Genomic DNA, 17,847 nt, shown 5'->3' with positions numbered 1-17,847 from the left:
GCGTCTGGGCTGGCCCAGACGCTCAGGGAGGTGGCCCCGGGGTCTATCCGGCTACGGCGGCCCGCACCACGAGGCGCACGGCCTCCCCGACCTCGGCGTCGGGATCTACGGCGAGGCGGTGCATGATCATCCCCTCGGCCGCGGCCATCACCGCCGTCGCGGCGACCGACGGCGCGGGCGCCCCGTACCGCGCGAGCGCCGCCTCGGCCAGGGCACGGAACCGCGCGCGGCCGGCAAGCAGCGGGGCGCGGACGTCGTCGTCGTGCGTGCCCTCGAGGAACAGCACGTACCGCGCCGTCGTGCGCACCCGGAACGGGCCCGTGAGGGCTAGGACCATGGCGGTGACGAGCTCGGCGAAGGCCTCGGGATCCGGTGGGAGGGCGCCCTCGGCGTCGGCCCCGCCGACCTCCTGGTCCACGATCTGCTCGACGACCCCTGCCAGGAGCGCGGCGCGCGTGCGGAAGTGGTTGGACGTCGAGCCGCGCGGCAAGCCCGCGGCGGCATCGACACGCACATGGGTGAGAGCGCGAAGGCCCTGCGTCCCGAGCAGTTCCACGGCCGCGTCGAGGGCCCTCTCCCGTGCAGACATGGGACCAACTCTAGGAGGCCGGGGGGTTCTCCCCCGGCCTAGGGCATGGTCTCGGGGCGACGGCGTGACCAACGGCCGGCCTTGGCTCTAACCGGGGACCGTGATCACGGTGAGGTGCTATGACGTGCGCACCGTGCAGTACCAGGGCACGGACGAGTGGTACTACATCGTGGGCGGCAGGCTACCCAGGGCAAGAGCTACTCGGGCCGCTGGCAGGTCACCGCGGGCACCACGATCGGCCGGTCCGCCCAGAGCGGGGTGCCGCACTGCTGACAGGATTACTACAGCCGTAGTACCGTGGCGGCATGAGAGGCACTGCGGTCATCGTCGGCGCCGGCATCGCGGGCCTCGCGGCCGCCCGCTCGCTCGTGGCGGGCGGCTGGGAGGTCGAGGTGCGCGAGCGCCACGCCGGGCTCTCGACGGCGGGGACGCTCCTGGCGCTGTGGCCCACGGCGTACACCGCGCTCGAGAGGCTCGGCGCGGCGGAGGGGCTCGCGTCGGTGAGCGTCGGCTCGGGCGAGCTCCTGCGCCTGGACGGGCGCGTGCTCGCGCGCCTAGCCCTGCCGGAGGGCTCGCGGGGCGTGGCGCGGATGGGGCTGCTCGAGTCGCTCCTCGCCGGGCTGCCCGAGGGCACCGTGCGCTGGGACTCCCCCTTCGGCTCGCTGGAGGATCTGCCAGCGGCGGATGTCGTGGTGGCGGCCGACGGCGTGCACAGCGCCGTGCGGGCCGCCGCCTTCCCGGGGGCGCGGCTGCGCGACGCCGGGGTGGTCGCCTTCCGCGGCGTGGCGCCGATCGAGTCGGCCACCGGTTCCGAGACGTGGGGCCGCGGGCTCATCTTCGGACGGGCGCCGTTCCCGGGCGGCGGCTCCAACTGGTACGCGGGCGTGCGCGCCGACCTGGCCGGGGCGCGCGACGACGACCCGCTCGCCGTGCTGCGCGGGCTCTACCGGGACTGGCACCCGCAGGTGCACGAGGTCCTGGCCTCGGTGACGTCCGTGCAGGTCGACCGGCGACAGATCGAGGAGGCCGTCCCGCTGCGGAGCTTCGTCTCCGGCCACGTCGCGCTCGTCGGGGACGCTGCGCACGCGATGGCGCCGCACCTCGGCCGTGGCGGCTGCGAGTCGCTCGTGGACGGGCTCGCCCTCGCGGACGCGCTCCTGGCCGCGGGCAGCGTCCCTGAGGGGCTGGCGGCCTACGACGCGGCCAGGCGGAAGCCGGCCCAGCGCGCAGTGACGGGCTCACGGATCATGAACTGGCTCTCGAACAAGCAGAGGCATCCATGGGTCAGGGACGCTTTGGTCGAAGGCGCGGGAAAGATTGCGGCTCAGGCCAATAGCAGGCGCAGCGCCCGAGATGCCAGTCAAACGGCAGATAAACAGAACGCCGCATAGAAAGACTGCCCGTCCTGTACCCTACTCCCGGGGAATCACTCGGGGACCGGCCGCCGCGGGGCCGAAGAAGGGGAACGCACCATGTCCACCATGCCCAAGAAGCGCTTCAACTCGGGCCGAGAGCGCCGACACGCCATTCTGCAGATCGTTGGCCTGGCGATCCTCATCCTTGTGACCATTGGGCTGGGGGCCTACGCATTCGCTATCTGAGCGACTAAACGATCGACGCTTTCCCAAGGGGCTCGACGACGAACGTCGTAAGCATGCGGGCCCGACACTCGACCGACCGCTAACAGAAGCGAATGGAACGCCTGAGCCATGGAAGCCTCGCGAGCCACCCAATCAAGCCAGAGCGTTACCGCTAGAAGGCGATAACTCCGCCGCCGACCGGCATGAGAACCAAGCCGAATGTCATTGGCTGGGGCCCCAAACCCGCAATGCCATCATGTGAAACTGCATCACCGAGCACGCGCGCGGGTGCAACGCACAGGGAGAGCAGCACCAATGCAAGAATCGGTGCTGCCCACCCCGAAGCGCGGAGCTACAGGCCTAAGAGGCCCAATCCAAAAATCCCCAGAATTGCGAATTCAATCATGTTTTGACTCTTTAATGTGGAAAGTCGGGCCAGCTTGGACGATCACTCGGCAAAAGCAGGCGTCCAATGCGCGGTCCTTCAACTCTTCAGCTGCTCAGCGGGTCGACTGACATCCTGCACCGGAATGCCTCCCGCAACCCTAAGTAGCCTCTCATAAGCAGAGCACACGGAGCCCCAACCATAGCGGTCTCGAGCTCGAGCCCTGAGCTGCTCCTTGACAACTTCTCGTTCTGAGAATGGAATGCTCATCACCCGGGATATCGACTCAACGATGGACTTCCGATCGGGAGACGCGAATATACCGAGATCTCCCAATACTTCTCGATTGTAAACCGTGTCCCGAGCTACAGTCGGAGCGCCTAGGGCCATCGCCTGGACCAGTGTCGGATTAGTGCCCCCGACGCTGTGTCCGTGAAAATAAACTCCAGCGTTCTGCCACAGACTGTGCAGTCGATCGTCATCGCTGATATGTCCGAGCCAATGAATGTTCGCGTTTGTTCTGCTAAGGTACTCAGCTCGTTCATCTAGCTCGCCACCATAGCCGCTTGATCCCACGATTACAACGGGCCATCGCGCCGCGATCTCTTCGCTGGCGGTGAGAAACTCGGGCACAGAGTTTTCTGGCACGAAGCGCGCAACAAGAAGAACGTAGCCGTGCGCAGGGAACTCATCGGCATAATTCAGCGTGGGCCGCTCGTGGCCACCGTAGGGGATCACAGTTCCTGAGCGACCATACTCAGACTGCCAACGGCGGGAAATCGCGTCAGCATCATAGACCAAAAAGTCACCGTGCTTGGCTGTTAGTCGAGCACCGTTCTTGAACACATTCTTGGCTGCGGTGCCCCACTTTGCCCTCTCCCACTCAATTCCGTCCACATTAACCACGGTCGGAATACCAGCGCGCTTGAGCATTCTCAAGAAGTATCCGTTTGCAACGTTCATGATTAACGCTACATCTGGTTTGCGTCTGGAAGCGTCCCATGCCGCCGTAAAACCATAACTGAGGGTGCTAATAGACTTGAGGTCAACGCCGCGTGTCAAGACCGAATTGACACGTGCGTCCCTAAGCGGGTCATCGGCGAAAATCGCCGACGAACGTCCGTAAACCGAGACATCCCAGCCTGCGTCCACCAGATAGGGTGCTAATTCTCGCACGGCCGTCTCAAAGCCGCCATAATAACTTGGATAACCCCTCGTGCCAATGATGGCTACTGACGGCTTCATCGACATTCCATCCAATCTTTTTGCACGTTACTCCGGCCTTGGAAGATCCGCTATAAGGGATCTCCAACTGTCGTCACACAGATCCTTGTACCGATCAAAAACATCTGCAACCTGCTCTGGTTGTCCGACCACTGAATCGATGGCGTCCAGCCAGGCAGACCCGTCCTCGGAATCCTCTAGAACGCATCCGCTGCTAGCACCAAGCACTTGGCGCGCAAAGGACGTATTCGGAGAGATCGAGAGCGTACCCTGCTCGAGGGCCCTCAACATGATGCCACTCTGAAAATATCGCTTATATGGAATGACGACCGCTGCGGCGGACCCGAGCACCTGATCCAACTCTGCCTCGGATACAAAACGCGAATCAATGTCCCAGCCTTCGAGATCCGCAGGCCACCCGCGGCCAATGATCTGGGGAATATATCCACGCCGCCTGAGCCGGGGACCGAGCCACCGGAGCATTTCCAAATCGCGAACAGGCTTGAATTGTCCCGCCACCACCACTTTCGGCGATGTACCTTCGGCGTGCCGCACCTGGGTTGTCCTTACGGGGTGTGCAACGTCGAAAATCCGACCCCCGGGGAGCAATTCACGGATGGCATCACTCGCGTCCCGAGAGTGGGAGACAATCGCCGGCGCCCGTCCGTAAAGGGACAAGCGGCCGATGTACCTTCCAACGGCACCATATCCGACTTGCCTTCGCAGCGGGACCGGATCATGAATGATCACAGAAGAAGCCCGGTCCTCACCCGACCGCCATATGCCGAGTTCCGCGAATCCAAACGACGGCCACAGCTGGATAAACGGTTGAGGGCTCCTTCGAAGACCCACCGACTTCAGGAGCGTGCGCGGAAGGAAAGCAGCCTTATCGGTACGAGACAGACCCTCCGCCGACGGCACATTCGCGTTTGTCATGCCCACGCCGATTCGTTCAAGGGTGTCGTTGAGTTCAACGACGTAGTGACGGAGCGCTTGAGGGAGAGGGTTGCCTACGAGGACATCATTCACCACGCTCACACCGCACCCCGGGCCGTACGTCCATTCTCTGATGAAAGCTCCATGACCCTGGGCAGCGCCGTCATGATGGCCCCTCGCACGGAGGCCTCATCCCCGTCCAAAAGCTGACTAGCCACGTCGCCCACCTCTGCGCCAAATCCTGAAACTGGACTGATCCGCAGCTGTGGAAGCTCAAAAAGCTCGTAGAGTCCCTCGACCTTCCCCTGCGTAGCCAAGGTCACGGCGGGCGTACCCTGCGCTAGGCTCATGATTGCCAAATGCATGCGACCTGTGAGGGTAAGAGTCAGGAATGGCACAATAGAGCGAACCTGACCAGGGGAAAGCATCGATTCTACAAGAAAATCGTTCTCATTCGACAGCGCATCAAAGACCTTCCGCGTTTCAAGAAGGTCGTCATCATTCAGACGCAGCACATGCGGCAGGAACAATATCCTACAGTCATGCTTACGAAGCGCCGCAACGATGGTCTCGTACTCGGATAGTTGGGCCATCTTCCGTCCGATGAGACCACTGACATTCACTGCAACTATGCGCTGATTGGCCTCCTTGGCTTGCTCGAGCCAAGCGTTCAATTTCGGCGGAAGATCATCCTTGGTCAAGTCAGAAAATACGACATCTGTGACAAGCTCAGCATTTGGAACCCCATGTTCTCTGAGACGCTCACGAGATCGAGGATCCCTTGCGAGAAGGCGAGTGTAGCCTGACACGTCCCGCAACTGCTTGACGATTGACTTGGAAGGAGTGGCAGACCAGCTAAAGCCCAGCACTTCACACGGCACGCGATGTCTACGCGCAATTCGTAGCAAGGAGATACGCGCAGCGGAATGAAGAACTGAATAAGTTCCGTCCATGACATCCGCACCCGTAACGGTAAAGCTCATCGCGGATTTCATGAGTCGCCCAAAAGTTCTTAGCGACGCGGCACGACGAAAGCCTGGGGCGCCTATGAGGCCGGGAACCGAAACGACCTGAACCCGGTCAAGAAATTCGGCCGGGATCTGCAAAGCCTCGTGACTGCTGCACAGAACTTTTACTCGCCCAGGAACTAGGCGCAAGAACGCATCCAGCATGGCCTGATCGCCGATGTTGCCGTCACCGGTCGCTGCGAGCAATACATGGAATCGGTCGCTCTCCGAAGTTTCTACTGATGGTGCTCTTGCAATGAGCCCGTCCAGCCAAGAAATAGCCATCAAAGAGACATCGCTAGACGCCAACTTCTTGACCCATCTACGCATTCTTCCTCCACCCCGACCGAGCCGATATGAGTCTATTTCTGAACAGCTCGCGTGTAGCTTCGCCAGTTCAAGATTGTTCGAAGGATTTCACCGCTCGCAAGCCCCAGTTGAGACCCGGCAGCACCCCCATAAAGACAGCCTGCCACCACTCCGACTCCAGTAATGGGTACACTCCAAAGTTTCATTATCATGGCCTGACGCACATCACCTAGCGCACGGAGCCCCAATGCGCCCCCGCCCGCAATTCCAAGCATTGCCACGGCCAAGGCAGCTGACGGAAAGACATCCCTTGACGCCATTGCCGAATCGCCAAGGAATATCACGAGCGTATCAATTGACAAGGAGGTTACGAAGACTAAGGCAGCGACGCAGGTAACAGCGCACGCGACGGAGTATCCCATGCACAGAAGGAAGAGCGAACGAAGCTTTCCTTCACGAGCCCTTGACGCTGATTCTGGCCCCAAAGCAATCAGCAGTCCCCTGCTTACCAGAAGGATTGGAACAAGGAGGACCTGGGCTCCGCGCAGACCTGCTGCCTCGGATAAGCCTCCGACCAGTGCCACAAGATAGATCGCACCCTGGGCGATGAGATTTGTCGTAAGAAAGTCGCCCAGAAAATACTTTCCGTGCAGAAACTCTTTGGCTATCCAATCCCGTGCTATGTCAACTCGTGGCCGCGTACGCAACGCCAGGCCGGCCGCAATGGCGGCCCCTGCCGCCACTGCGCCCCAAATTCCCAGAAATGTCGCCATACCTGTCGGCCTCAATAGCCACAGGGATATCGCCAATAATGAAACGAAAGCAATGTCCACGAGGAGCGCGATGGATCCCTTGCGGCAAGCAATGAGGCATTGACGAAAGTGATCCTGCATGAAAAGCCCCGGGAGCGACAATGCGAAAACGAAAAGATAGCCACCGGCGTCGGAAGCCAAAAACGCGAAGGCGAGCGTAATAATGCCGGCAGCTATTCCCCAAAATAGGGCGGCCGCAGTTGACGAATCTATCTTCCTTGCGAGCTTTCTGCCGGCTTCGGATGAGTAATGGTAGACCACTATCTCAGACGTTAGGGAACGAGCGCATCCTAATACGATCGCCTGACCGGCAACTAAAAGTCCCAAAGCGCCGAATTCGCTCGTCTCGAATGAGCTGGCCGCAAAGACGGAGAGCACTAGCGTCGCCACGCTTGCCACGATTTGCGAGCCGGCCGGCAGAATGATTCTGCGGCACACACTTCCGACGAAGATCGCAATTGGTGGAGGCCGCTTTACCGCCATATGCCTCGGAACTTGTACGCGATTCAAAGCGCTACTTCATCGATTCCACGTCTTGGAGATCGGGCGCGACGACGACCGGCGGCACCGTATCCCATCGCAATGAACATGACGACCAATTCGTTGTCTTCGACATTTAGGTCACGCCTGAGGTTTGAAATCTTCTTGTTCGGCAGACTCATGTTGAGCATGCATGAATCAATGCCGAGTGCATGTAGCGCCCACACTAGGGACATGGAAAATATCCCGCCCTCGATCCAGGCCTGATTCCGCTCGCCGGCGCCTGCGAACAGCCGCAGATCCACGGTGATGAGAGCCGCAGCTGGCGTCGTTTGGCCAAATCCGCTGTTGCCATTTTGGAAGGACAACGCCTGCCGGACCGCTTCTGGGGTGTTGTAGAAGCGAATTTTCCACGGCTGACGATTGCATACGGAGGGCGAATGGAGCGCCAACTCAACGGCTTCATGGAAAACGGCCTGGTCGACGGGCTTGTGGGAGAAGTTGCGAATACTATGCCGGGATTTGAAAAATTCTTCGGCGGGAATATGTGGACGATCCACTTCCACTTCCGGGCTTACCAAATCGGTCACGTCGCCGCCGGAGTTCCACTTCTTTAAGGCCGACAGCGCGTCGCGCGCATGAGCAACGTACTCGCCCCGGCCGGTAGGTGTCAGTTCAGCGGCCGGAACAAGAAGCTCCAGACGGTCCATCAGCGCGTTCCCGAACGGTCTCCGGGGAGCCGCCAGGGCCAGACCCTTCTCGACCCGGTGATAGTCCTTCGTGAGCTGCATTTCGATGTGCTTGAAATGGCTCGAAGCTCTTACGCCCTGATCATCCGGACCAGAATGCCGGATGTACCTCGCTAGATCCTGGGCAAACTCGCGCGGGTAGTCGATACCTTTGGCAGCTCTCGAACGGGCGAAACGCAGAATGTTCAGCAAGTTCTCAGGGAGAAGTCGCTTCAGAGTCGCCTTCAATTGCTGCTCCTTATGGCCAAACACTTTCGGCACCGGACAATTGCGCCCGGGTGTAGCGCTCTACTTGTGCCAAGCTGCGGGATGCAGCACTCGGAGGGCCTGTGGATGGTCAGACCTTCCAAGGACGTCCGACCCACTGACTCCATACTTGGACTCGAATCCCCCCGAGAGGCTAAGTATGCAGTGCTCATCCTACCCCAGAGGGTTGGCTCTCCGGTCTGTGCATTACTTCACTACGAGCCAGCACTGGCACTCTTCCGGTCCGTGCGGCGGCGGCTCCCTGCTGGGCACTAACGCCAGTAGTAAGCGAAGTGCCACGTGCTACATTGAAGGCCGTTGCAAGGGATCGAGGGCAAGTCAGTTGGGAGCAGGATTGGTACCTGATGGCCCTGCTGTCGCGCGTTGACTTCATCGTAGGTCCCTCGTCCCGGTTCGACCGGTGCGAGATTTGTTAGTACAGAATCTTCTCGCAGAGCGAGAAGCGCGGGGGGGCGCTCATGATCGACTCAAAGTACTCGCCGCGGGCGGCACACGGCCACCAACAATTCGGCAAGAGTCAACTCATCAGCTGTCCAGAAGGTGCAGAGATGAAGACAGCCATACAGCCGCACTCTGCGGTCCGGACGCAGACTCTCTCCAACTGGCTGGGCTCGCATCGTGCCAAGCTCGTCCTCGTCGATCTAGGTTGCGTCACGTGGGCGACGACAGGAGCGCAGGTATTGCGCTTCGGCGGAACGAATCAAACACTAGACGTGGGAAATCAACAAGCCCCATATGCGCTTGTCTCCCTGCTCCTCATCCTCGCATGGTGGCTCATGCTTGGGCTTTGGGGGAGTCGCGAACCGCGCGTACTTGGCTACGGTGCAGAGGAGTATAGGCGGGTCATTTCGGCTACACTGTGGCTCTTCGGCGGAATCGCGATCTTTTCGTACGTCTTCCAGTTGGAAACGGCCCGCGGATATGTGGCCATCGCGCTTCCTATCGGGATCCTCTCCCTGCTCCTTGCACGGTGGATGATGCGTGCCCTTCTGATCTCGGCCCGCAATCTAGGCCGTAACCTGCGGCGGATCCTGCTGATCGGCGGCGAGCACTCCGTCGCCCACCTGCACCGTCAACTCGGTGGCCACCTTGAGGCAGGCTACTTGCCCGTCGCGGCCTACCTGCCGGGCTACCCGGGAAGGAGTTCCGTCCACTCGGAGGCGGGTTCCCTGCCCGTTGTCGGTACGAGCTCGGAGCCTCATGACATCCTCGATGCGATCGAGGAGAGTGGCGTGGACACGGTCGCGATCTCCGCTGGTGCCGCATTGGAGCCGACCGCATTGCGGCAGCTCGGCTGGCAGCTGTCCGCGCGTGAGGTTGCAATGGTCATGGCCCCGGCATTGACCGACGTCGCGGGACCGCGCATCCACACTCAGCCTGTGGCCGGGCTGCCGCTCATCCACGTCACGACGCCAAAGCTCGTCGGCGCCAAGAGGCTCCTGAAGCGCGGGTTCGATGTCGTGGCAACTGGGTGCATATTGCTCGTCCTGGCTGTACCAATGCTCTTGGTCGCTGGTCTCGTGAAGCTGGACGATCCGGGGCCAGCCATCTTCAGGCAGAAGCGGATCGGCAAGGCGGGAGCGCCGTTCGAGATGCTCAAGTTCCGCTCGATGGTCGTCGACGCCGAGGCACGGCTGAAGGCCCTCCAGGCCCAGAGCGAGGGCAATGCGGTGATGTTCAAGATGAAGAACGATCCGCGCATCACGCGGATAGGGCGGTTCCTGCGACGCTATTCGATCGACGAGCTCCCCCAACTGATCAACGTGCTCACGGGCGACATGAGCCTCGTGGGGCCACGACCGCCGCTGCCCAAGGAAGTGGAGGGCTACGACGACTTCGCGCACCGCAGGCTGCTCGTCAAGCCCGGCATCACCGGGCTGTGGCAGGTCTCGGGCCGCAGCGACCTTTCGTGGGAGGACACCGTACGGCTGGATCTCTACTACGTGGAGAACTGGTCCATGACCCAGGACCTCATGATCCTCATGCGGACCTTCCGTGCCGTAGTCGGTAAGTCCGGCGCCTACTGAGCCTGGACAGACAGAGCCCGGCGCCGTCGAGTCCCACATAGGGGACTCGACGGCGCCGGGCTCTTTCGCCTTATCGCCAGTTCAGGATGATGAAACCGGCCGTCATGACCACGAGGCCCAGCACGAGCACGGTCTTGGCCGTGTCGATCCTCCGCTGGTTCTGCATCCGCCACTTCTCGCGGTCGTAGCGCCCGCGCTCGGTCGTCTTCTCGCGACTCATCGATGCCCCCTCCGATGGTTTTCTGCACGCGCCTAGATGCACGCTCCCAATTCAACATCTACCGCGAGAGCCCGTTGTTAACCAAACCCGCCACGTCACACGCGGATGCGCCGGGGACCGCGGAAGCGGAACCAGCGGCATCATAGGAGTCATGGAGTCCTCGTGCCCAGACCGCTGACGGCGGCGGTCGCCCTCGTGCTGGCACTCGCCGCCTGCTCCCCCGCCCCGGCGCACGACACCGCGCCGTCGCCCGCCACGGCCGGGCGCGCCGGGGGCGGAACTGTCGCCGCCGGCCCCGTCGGCGAGCTGACAATCGTAAACGTCCTCGGCGATTCCCATTCCAGCTGGCCCGGATCGTGGTACGAGCGGACGGTCGCCGCCGGAACTCTGGCCGGCGTGGCCCCGGGCGTGCTCTCCTCCCACCCCGGCAAGACTTCCGTCGTTCTGCGCACGTGGGTCCGGGAGACGACGGCGGGCGGCGGGACTGTGCTCATCCAGGCCGGCACCAACGACATGCTCCTCACAGGCTCCTCTCCGGACCAGACTGCCAAGGACGTCGCGGCGCTCGTTCGGGCCGTCGAGGAGGCAGGCGCGCGACCTATCCTGGTCTCCGTGCCGCCATCCGAGACTCTCGGCGACGAGGTGCTCGAGGTGAACTCCCTGCTGTCCGCCTGGGCACGCGTCCAGGGCCTCGGCTGGGTGGATGTCACAACCTGCGTCGCCATGGAGGACGGGACGTGGCTGCCGGGCATGAGCGCCGACGGCATCCACGCGAACGACGCCGGCGGGCGCCGTATGGCCAAGGCCGTCCTCGCGCAGCTCCCCGAGGTCCTCAGCGCCGGAGGGGACTGATCCGATATGGCGGGCGGCCGTTCTCATTCGGGCTGCGGCCGCCGAACGACCTCCCGCACGGCCAGTGCAAGCAAGTGCGCCTCGTACGGGGTCCGCGAGTAGAAGTACCTCGACGGTTAACTAAGTATCCAAGGTTGCCAGGAACGCAAAAGACGCGTGCTCACCACGGTTGATTCGTGACTGCCGGGGGCAATACGTTCTTTGTATGATCGATAGGGAAGACTTCCCCCCGATGCAGGGCCGGACACTCCGCGTCATGGGCTGCGGGATGATCGCTGCTGTAACGGGCGCATCAGTGGTGTCGGCTGTTGCTCCCAATGCCGCCCCGGGTGACAAGGCCCAGCCCAGCGCCTACGTCCCCATCGCCGAAAGGGCGCTCCCTCCGGAATTGCAACGCTGGACGGCACGTCCAAGCTCCCAGCGACACAGCTGCCCGATCTGGCTCCCATCATCGCGCCGGCACTAGAGCCGAAGCTGGACAAGGCTGAGGCTGCGACTGCAATATCCGCCGCTATAGCGAAGCAGGCCGTCCCCGGCGCCGCCGCGAGCCGATACGACGAGATCGGCACCCCGCAGCACGAGGATGGGACTACCTACTCCTACCCGAACCTTCTCAACTTCGGGCCGTCGACCCCGCCCCCGCCCGCGCTCGCCCCGGCTAGCAAGGGGTTCGACATCGTGGCGCACTGGCACAACGACTTCGGCCTTGACGCCGTGGCACTGTCCTCGTCGTCCGCGAACGGCTGGTACGGCTGGTAGCACTGGCAGTGGAACCTCACCACGAACACGGGCAACGGCACGACCAGGATGGGCTGCGACGGGTCGCGCCACCCCATTCAGGGCTCCTACAAGGGCCACGACCCCGACATCTTCGGGTGGCAGTGCCTCTGGCTGGCGAGGCCGGCGTCAACATCGTCAGCATCACCCAGGCGCCGGGGTTCACCTCGACGGGCTGGTCCGACCCGGTGAACCTCAACCACTGAGCCTACCAGTTGTTCAACAACATCGCGAACTTCAGCGCCCTGCAGTACATGCTCTGGCTCAAGTACGCCGGCACGACCAAGAGATTGAGGCGCAGAACGACGACCTCGTGGCCACGTACTCGGCCTACCCAGACGCGTACGCCTACAACGAGGACGGCAAGACGTACGCGGCCGTGTTCGTGTGGGACCCCGAGGCGATCCATGGAGTCTACGACAGCTTCGTCGGGTCGACGAACACAGTTGCGTACCTCAAGGCGCTCGCGGGGAAGTTCCGCACGATCGGCTACGACGGCGTGATGGTCATGGCAGTCATGGCACCCAACGGCGGGACGATCACTGCCACCTCGTCCACGCTCTCGAGCCTCCGCAAGGACGGGGCGCTGGTCGTGAACGCAGGCTACGAGACCCGATACGCCACCGACGCGACCTAGCAACTCGTACTCCAACTACGCGAACAACGTGACGTTCCCGACCAAGGGCATTTTCAACGTGATCACCGCGGCGAACACGCAGTACCCGCACCCGAGCGAGTTCGACCTGAACGGAAACACCCCGGATCTGTTCAAGAAGGTTCTGCGCAAGGCCGTCTCCCATGTGATCCGAAACAAGATGCGCCGCATCGTGACGATCTACAACGTGTCCGAGTGGGCAGAGAGCGGAGCGGGCCTGATCCCGAACAAGCAGGATGGCTTCGGATACCTCGACGCGATCCGCTCCCTGCCCGTCGCGCCGATCCCCCGGGGCACTACCTCACGGCCGGGCACAGTCCTCGAAGTGACGACGTACCGGCCGACCGGCAGCGACGTCAACTTCAGCACCACACGACGGCGTCGTCGGAGGGGAAGTGGCCGCGGTTCTCGATGATCTTGCGCAGCTGGTAGTTCAGCGACTCGATCGCGTTGGTAGTGTAGATGACCCGGCGCAGCATGGGCGGGAAGGCCAGAAACGGGGTGAAACGGCCCCAGGCGTCCTCGAAGGCCCTGACCGTGTTGGGGTTCTTCTTCCCCAGCTCCGAGGCCGCGAACTCCTCCAGGGCCGTCCTCGCGGCGGCCTCGTTCGGGCCTGGTACACGGTCTTTGCGCACGAGGGCTTCACTTTTGGCGAGATCTATGATGGCCTCGTTCAAAGGGTCCTGATGTGACCTGGATCAAGGCAGGGGCCCTGGGGGCCCGCAATGCCGCCGTAGCTGAACGGCGTCCTGATGATGGAGACGTAGGCGTACCCGTTGATCCGGACCCGCTTCTTGGGCGCAGGGCACGAGGGCGGACTTGCCGGTGCCGGGCCCGACGGCAATGAGGGTGACGTTCCCCCTCCGGCGGCGGAGAACTGCAAGCACCTGCTCACCCCGACCCCGACCTTGACTGCGCGTTGCCGGCCTCCTCGGAGGCCCAGGGCGGTGTAGGCGATGGCGGTGTCCGGCGGGTAGATCGCCGTGCGCATCGCCTCGTTCTGGTATGAGTTGAGATCTTCAGGGCAGCGGCGACGGCCTTGCGCTGGCCGTAGGAGACGAAGCGCATCGAGGCCCGGATCAGGTGCACGACGCAGGTCTGCACGAGCGAGTCGGGCCACGTCGCCTCGATCGCCTCGGGGAAGCCGGTGAGCCCGTCGCAGCAGACGATGAGCACATCGCGCACGCCGCGGTTGCCCAGCTCGGCGCAGACCCCGGCCCAGAACTTCGCGCCCTCGGTGGCCTGGACCCAGATCCCGAGCACGTGCTTGATCCCGTCCATGTCCACGCCCACGGCGATGTGCGCTGCCTTGTTGCGCACGTGCGCCCCGTCGCGGACCTTGACCACGATCGCGTCGAGGTAGATGACGGGGTAGAAGGCCTCCAGCCTGCGGCGCTGCCAGGCCATGACCTCCTCGAGGACCTCATCGGTGATCTTGCTGATCGTCTCGCGGCTGATCTCCGACCCGATCGTGGACACGAGGTGGTGCTCGATGTCGCGCACGGTCATCCCACCGGCGTAGAGGCTCACGATCATGTCATCGAGCCCGCCGAGGCGGCGGGAGCCCTTCGGGACCAGGGACGGGCGAACGTGCCCTCCCGGTCCCGCGGCACGGCCAGCTCGACGCCCCCCGGCCCCGGTCGCGACCGTCTTGGAATACACGCCGTTGCGCGAATTCGGGAACAGCGCCGCTTCCGGGTCGCCCTTCTCGTAGCCGAGGTGGGCGCTCAGCTCTGCCTGCAGGCCGCGCTCGAGGCCGGCCTTGATCAGCCGCTGGATCAGCCCGTCCTTGCCCTCGAGCTGGACCTGACCCGAATCGATCATCGAGTACAGCTCATCCAGCGCACCGGATGCCTCCAGCGCCTCCACCCCCTCACGCTGGGCGCGTCGGCGTTCCTCGCGTGCTTCCTTGTCGACCATGGTCATCAGTGTCTCGGCTTTCTGTCGGGGACACCGCCCTCACACAAACCATCTGACACCCCCGAGTCTGCTGCTGGACGCGGCGGCGGACCTCGTCCACCGCCTGGGTTCCCAGCTTCACGACGTGGAAGGCGTCCAGCACGGCCACGGCGTCCTGGAGGGTGTCGTCGATGGCGTTCTTGTAGCCCTGGAAGGGGTCGAGGGCCGCGACCTTCACCGCTGCCCTGAACTCCTCGCCCCTGTCGGTGAGCCAGCTGCGGTAGACCGGCCCGGAACGTCCTTCGACGAGGTCCAGCAGCCTCGCCCTGGGCTTCCCGTCGGGTCCGCGGGTGTGGTCCACGATGCCCGTGACCATCCCGGACCCGGGCAGGCCGGTGGGGGACCACACGTGCTCGTCGACCCCGAGCGCGTCGATCCCGGCCAGCCGCTCGGGCGCCTCGAGCCGGCGGCGGGCTTCGGCCGCGACGGCGTCCCAGAGGGTGTGCCAGTCCACCCCGAGGTGCCGGGCCAGGGCCGAGACGGACGTGTCGTCGCGCTCGAGCGCGTCCGTGGCCCAGGAGACCGCCCGGGCGCTGAGCTTGGCCCGCGGGGAGGCGAAGGCGTGGGCCTCGGAGAACGTTGTCCTCGGGCACGTCGGCTCCTGGCAGCGCCAGATCCGCTTGGCCCACTGCACCCGCACCGGGGTCCCGAAGCAGGGCGTGTCCGCGACGGTGTGGACGCGGCGGCCGTGGCCGACAGCGACGCACCCGCACTCCGGGCAGCCACCGACATCGGCGTCGGTCTCCACCGTGACACTCAAGCGGCCGTCGCCATCGTCGCAGCCCACATCGAGCACATGCAGGCCGGGGAAATGGAACAGGGCATCGGCACGGGCGCACCAGCGCGCTCCGGGCCCACAAGTACAGTGGTCCATGTCGAGGTTTTCAGTTGGGCGGCTTCGTCGCTTCCCATCCTGAAGACCTCGACCTCTCTCACCCCGGCAACGCCACGCCGCCGGATCCCTCAACCACGCTTAGATCCGAAGGGCCCAACAACTATTGGGGCACTCCGCGAGGGCGCATCCAACGTCGCCAACACGGAAATGCTCATGGGCAAGGGCACCAACCCCCGCCGGAACTACGACGAAATCCTCGTGACCGGCCTGACACCGGGGACGTCTTACACCTACAAGTGGGCGATGCGTGCCAACACCTCGGGCGTCACAGTGGCACTCTCCCAGGGTCCCAACTACGGAGCATCCTCAATGAAGGTGACCGCCGTCGACTGACCGCCCGCCTCGTCTGTGGGGCTGACACCAGAACGGCCCCACAGACGAACCACAGGACCGGTGTGGCAGCCATAGAGGAAGCCGACTCGGACGAGGCCGCTCCGAGCGCCATCGCGAGCGACACCCACAGGGTGCTCGTCAGCTTCCGGGGAGCGGCTAGGATCCGACGCCAGCACGCCCACGCATAGGCCACCACGGCGATAATCATCGGGAGTCCGAGCCATGCGAAGTACAGCCCCAGCAGGCTTTCGCTGACCCCCGCATTCTCGGCGCCCTCGAGCGCAGCCTGATAGCCCGTGCTGCCGAATCCGATCCCTAGTGGACTGGTAACCCCGGCCATGAGCCCGTCGCCAAGCCCCTTCGAGTGTGAGGCCGTGTTGCCCTGCTCGATGAACGTCGCCGCAAGATACAGGCCGAGCATTGCCCCGGTTGCAGTGCCGGCGAATCGGCCGAGCTTGACCCAGATCATGTACACGACGGTCAGCACGAGGAAGATCAGGATCCCGGCCCGGGCGTAGGAGAAGAACAAGGCCAGCGCAGTCATCCCGTAGAACGCCCACCGCAGCGGCATGGAGTGGATCGCGAACCTCGCGGCCAGAGAGCCGAGGCCGAGGAAGAACCCGAGCACTGGCGGATTCATGAACGGACCCCCCGGGCGGAACACCGTCTCCCCGCCCACCCCGTCAGCGAAGTACGCCGGGGGAAGCCCCTCACGCAGGCTGGACGGCTTCCCGCCGACCGCCTCGACGTAGTACCACACCGGGTCAATCAGCGGCGCTTGGATGGCCTCCTCAGTGAGGGTCCAGGCGACCGCCGCGGCGGCGAAGACTGCCACCCCGCCGTAGAGGACCCGCCAGCGGATCCGGTCCCGCAGCACGTACCCGGCGAACACCAGCCCGAGCGGTAGCAGAACCTGTCTCGCCTGTGCGAGCCCGACCCCAATGTCCGGTGACCGGGCCACGCCGAACGCGACCAGGCCCAACAGGGCGGCCAGAAGCAGAAGCGCACGCCGGCCAGACCTCAAGCGCCCGCCCAGCGCTGTCAGCACAGCCCCGACAAGGACCAGTGCCGCGGGGATGTCATCCACGAACTGGAACGCCGTGTCATGCGTCAGCGACAGAAGCGGGGCCTGCAGGAGCCCAGCGGCGACGGCAGCCAGTAGAAGGACCGTGTAGTCCTTGACTGCCAGGACCAGCAGGCACGCGAGGGCGTACAGCGCCAACACAGCAGCCATTCTCAGAACCCCCAACCGGACGATGCCGCAGACCAGCCGATTCTACCCTTGCGAGACCAAGTACCTAGGCTGGCTGACCAAGTAGCCCGACGGCTCCAGAACCCCATAATCGCGTACCGCTCACGCTGGTTGAAAGGCATCTACGGGTCCTAGGTTCTTTGCATGAACGATAGGGAAACGAGCGTGACGGCTGCCCGGAAGACCAGCCGCCGCGGCGCTATGAAGTTCGGGGCGGCGGCCGCTGCTGCCACTGGGGCAGCAGTGGTGTCGGCTGCTGCCGCCCACGCGGCACCGGGCGACAAATCCCAGCCCAACAGCTACGTCCCCATCGCCGAAAAGGGCGCGCCCTCCGGAGTCGCGACACTGGATGGCGCGTCCAAGATCCCGGCGGCACAGCTGCCCGACCTGTCCGCCTCCTTCGCGTCTCGGCAGCTTCCGGGCTTCGGGTCGGCGAACGCCTACCCCCGAGCCCCGTTTCAGTCTCGGCAGCACCTCACACCCGACCTCGCGGGGACGCAGGACTTCGTTGGGCACGCGATGTGCTCCATCATCGCCGG

15 protein-coding genes and 1 pseudogene are annotated in these 17,847 nt (G+C 63.7%); 6 read left to right on the top strand and 10 right to left on the bottom strand.

From position 1 onward, the window contains the following. Window positions 1-43: 43 nt before the first annotated feature. On the bottom strand, window positions 44-589 hold the full coding sequence (locus tag BV907_RS11640; protein ID WP_077489901.1) for a TetR/AcrR family transcriptional regulator: 546 nt from the start codon (window positions 587-589) through the stop codon (window positions 44-46). A 305-nt stretch (window positions 590-894) separates the two neighbouring features. On the opposite strand from BV907_RS11640, the gene BV907_RS11635 reads away from it, so the two are divergent. Both BV907_RS11635 and BV907_RS19600 read left to right on the top strand, forming a co-directional pair. Continuing rightward, window positions 895-1,980 (top strand): FAD-dependent monooxygenase, encoded by a 1,086-nt coding sequence (locus BV907_RS11635; protein WP_077489900.1) that lies wholly within the window; start codon window positions 895-897, stop codon window positions 1,978-1,980. A gap of 81 nt (window positions 1,981-2,061) precedes the next feature. Continuing rightward, window positions 2,062-2,190, top strand: a complete 129-nt coding sequence (locus BV907_RS19600; RefSeq protein WP_281250862.1) for a hypothetical protein — start codon at window positions 2,062-2,064, stop codon at window positions 2,188-2,190. A 463-nt stretch (window positions 2,191-2,653) separates the two neighbouring features. On the opposite strand, the gene BV907_RS11630 is transcribed toward BV907_RS19600, so the two are convergent. From BV907_RS11630 to BV907_RS11620, 4 genes are all read right to left on the bottom strand, one after another. Further along, window positions 2,654-3,805: a DUF1972 domain-containing protein gene (locus BV907_RS11630; RefSeq protein WP_217697928.1), complete on the bottom strand. Its 1,152-nt coding sequence runs from the start codon at window positions 3,803-3,805 to the stop codon at window positions 2,654-2,656. 1,007 nt (window positions 3,806-4,812) lie between these two features. Next, window positions 4,813-6,051 (bottom strand): polysaccharide pyruvyl transferase family protein, encoded by a 1,239-nt coding sequence (locus BV907_RS11625; RefSeq protein ID WP_077489899.1) that lies wholly within the window; start codon window positions 6,049-6,051, stop codon window positions 4,813-4,815. Window positions 6,052-6,083: 32 nt separating this feature from the next. Then, a complete protein-coding gene (locus BV907_RS18400; RefSeq protein ID WP_139346743.1) occupies window positions 6,084-7,220 on the bottom strand; it encodes an MATE family efflux transporter in 1,137 nt (378 codons plus the stop codon). Window positions 7,221-7,348: 128 nt separating this feature from the next. After that, on the bottom strand, window positions 7,349-8,299 hold the full coding sequence (locus tag BV907_RS11620) for a nitroreductase family protein (protein ID WP_077489898.1): 951 nt from the start codon (window positions 8,297-8,299) through the stop codon (window positions 7,349-7,351). 497 nt (window positions 8,300-8,796) lie between these two features. Here BV907_RS11620 and BV907_RS11615 point away from each other — a divergent pair, with 497 nt between their 5' ends. After that, window positions 8,797-10,365 carry a sugar transferase gene (locus BV907_RS11615; protein ID WP_245827938.1) on the top strand — a complete coding sequence of 523 codons (1,569 nt, stop codon included), beginning with the start codon at window positions 8,797-8,799 and terminating at the stop codon, window positions 10,363-10,365. 70 nt (window positions 10,366-10,435) lie between these two features. Here BV907_RS11615 and BV907_RS18870 read toward each other — a convergent pair whose 3' ends face one another. Further along, window positions 10,436-10,585, bottom strand: a complete 150-nt coding sequence (locus tag BV907_RS18870; protein WP_175637448.1) for a hypothetical protein — start codon at window positions 10,583-10,585, stop codon at window positions 10,436-10,438. Window positions 10,586-10,747: 162 nt separating this feature from the next. Between BV907_RS18870 and BV907_RS11610 the strand changes: the two genes are divergently transcribed. From BV907_RS11610 to BV907_RS18395, 3 genes are all read left to right on the top strand, one after another. Beyond that, window positions 10,748-11,437, top strand: a complete 690-nt coding sequence (locus BV907_RS11610; RefSeq protein ID WP_175637447.1) for an SGNH/GDSL hydrolase family protein — start codon at window positions 10,748-10,750, stop codon at window positions 11,435-11,437. Between the two features lie 1,090 nt (window positions 11,438-12,527). Further along, window positions 12,528-12,851 (top strand): hypothetical protein, encoded by a 324-nt coding sequence (locus BV907_RS11600; protein WP_077489894.1) that lies wholly within the window; start codon window positions 12,528-12,530, stop codon window positions 12,849-12,851. 28 nt (window positions 12,852-12,879) lie between these two features. Then, complete coding sequence (locus tag BV907_RS18395) at window positions 12,880-13,284, top strand: hypothetical protein (RefSeq protein WP_139346742.1); 405 nt, start codon at window positions 12,880-12,882, stop codon at window positions 13,282-13,284. Here BV907_RS18395 and BV907_RS18390 read toward each other — a convergent pair. The 4 genes and pseudogenes from BV907_RS18390 to BV907_RS11575 all read right to left on the bottom strand — a co-directional run. After that, a pseudogene (locus BV907_RS18390) lies at window positions 13,241-13,477 on the bottom strand (transposase); the annotation flags it as partial. The gene BV907_RS18395 and the pseudogene BV907_RS18390 sit on opposite strands and share 44 nt — an antisense overlap. A 283-nt stretch (window positions 13,478-13,760) precedes the next feature. After that, the gene (locus tag BV907_RS19120; RefSeq protein ID WP_425441638.1) at window positions 13,761-14,693 is read right to left on the bottom strand and encodes an IS256 family transposase; all 933 of its coding nucleotides are present in this window, start codon (window positions 14,691-14,693) and stop codon (window positions 13,761-13,763) included. 49 nt (window positions 14,694-14,742) lie between these two features. Further along, window positions 14,743-15,576 (bottom strand): transposase, encoded by an 834-nt coding sequence (locus tag BV907_RS11580; protein WP_175637446.1) that lies wholly within the window; start codon window positions 15,574-15,576, stop codon window positions 14,743-14,745. A gap of 412 nt (window positions 15,577-15,988) precedes the next feature. After that, window positions 15,989-17,290 (bottom strand): hypothetical protein, encoded by a 1,302-nt coding sequence (locus tag BV907_RS11575; protein ID WP_139346741.1) that lies wholly within the window; start codon window positions 17,288-17,290, stop codon window positions 15,989-15,991. Between the last annotated feature and the right edge of the window lie 557 nt (window positions 17,291-17,847).

The organism is Sinomonas mesophila (genome assembly GCF_001999765.1).
GTDB lineage: Bacteria > Actinomycetota > Actinomycetes > Actinomycetales > Micrococcaceae > Sinomonas > Sinomonas mesophila.
This window is presented reverse-complemented; position numbering and strand designations above follow the sequence as displayed.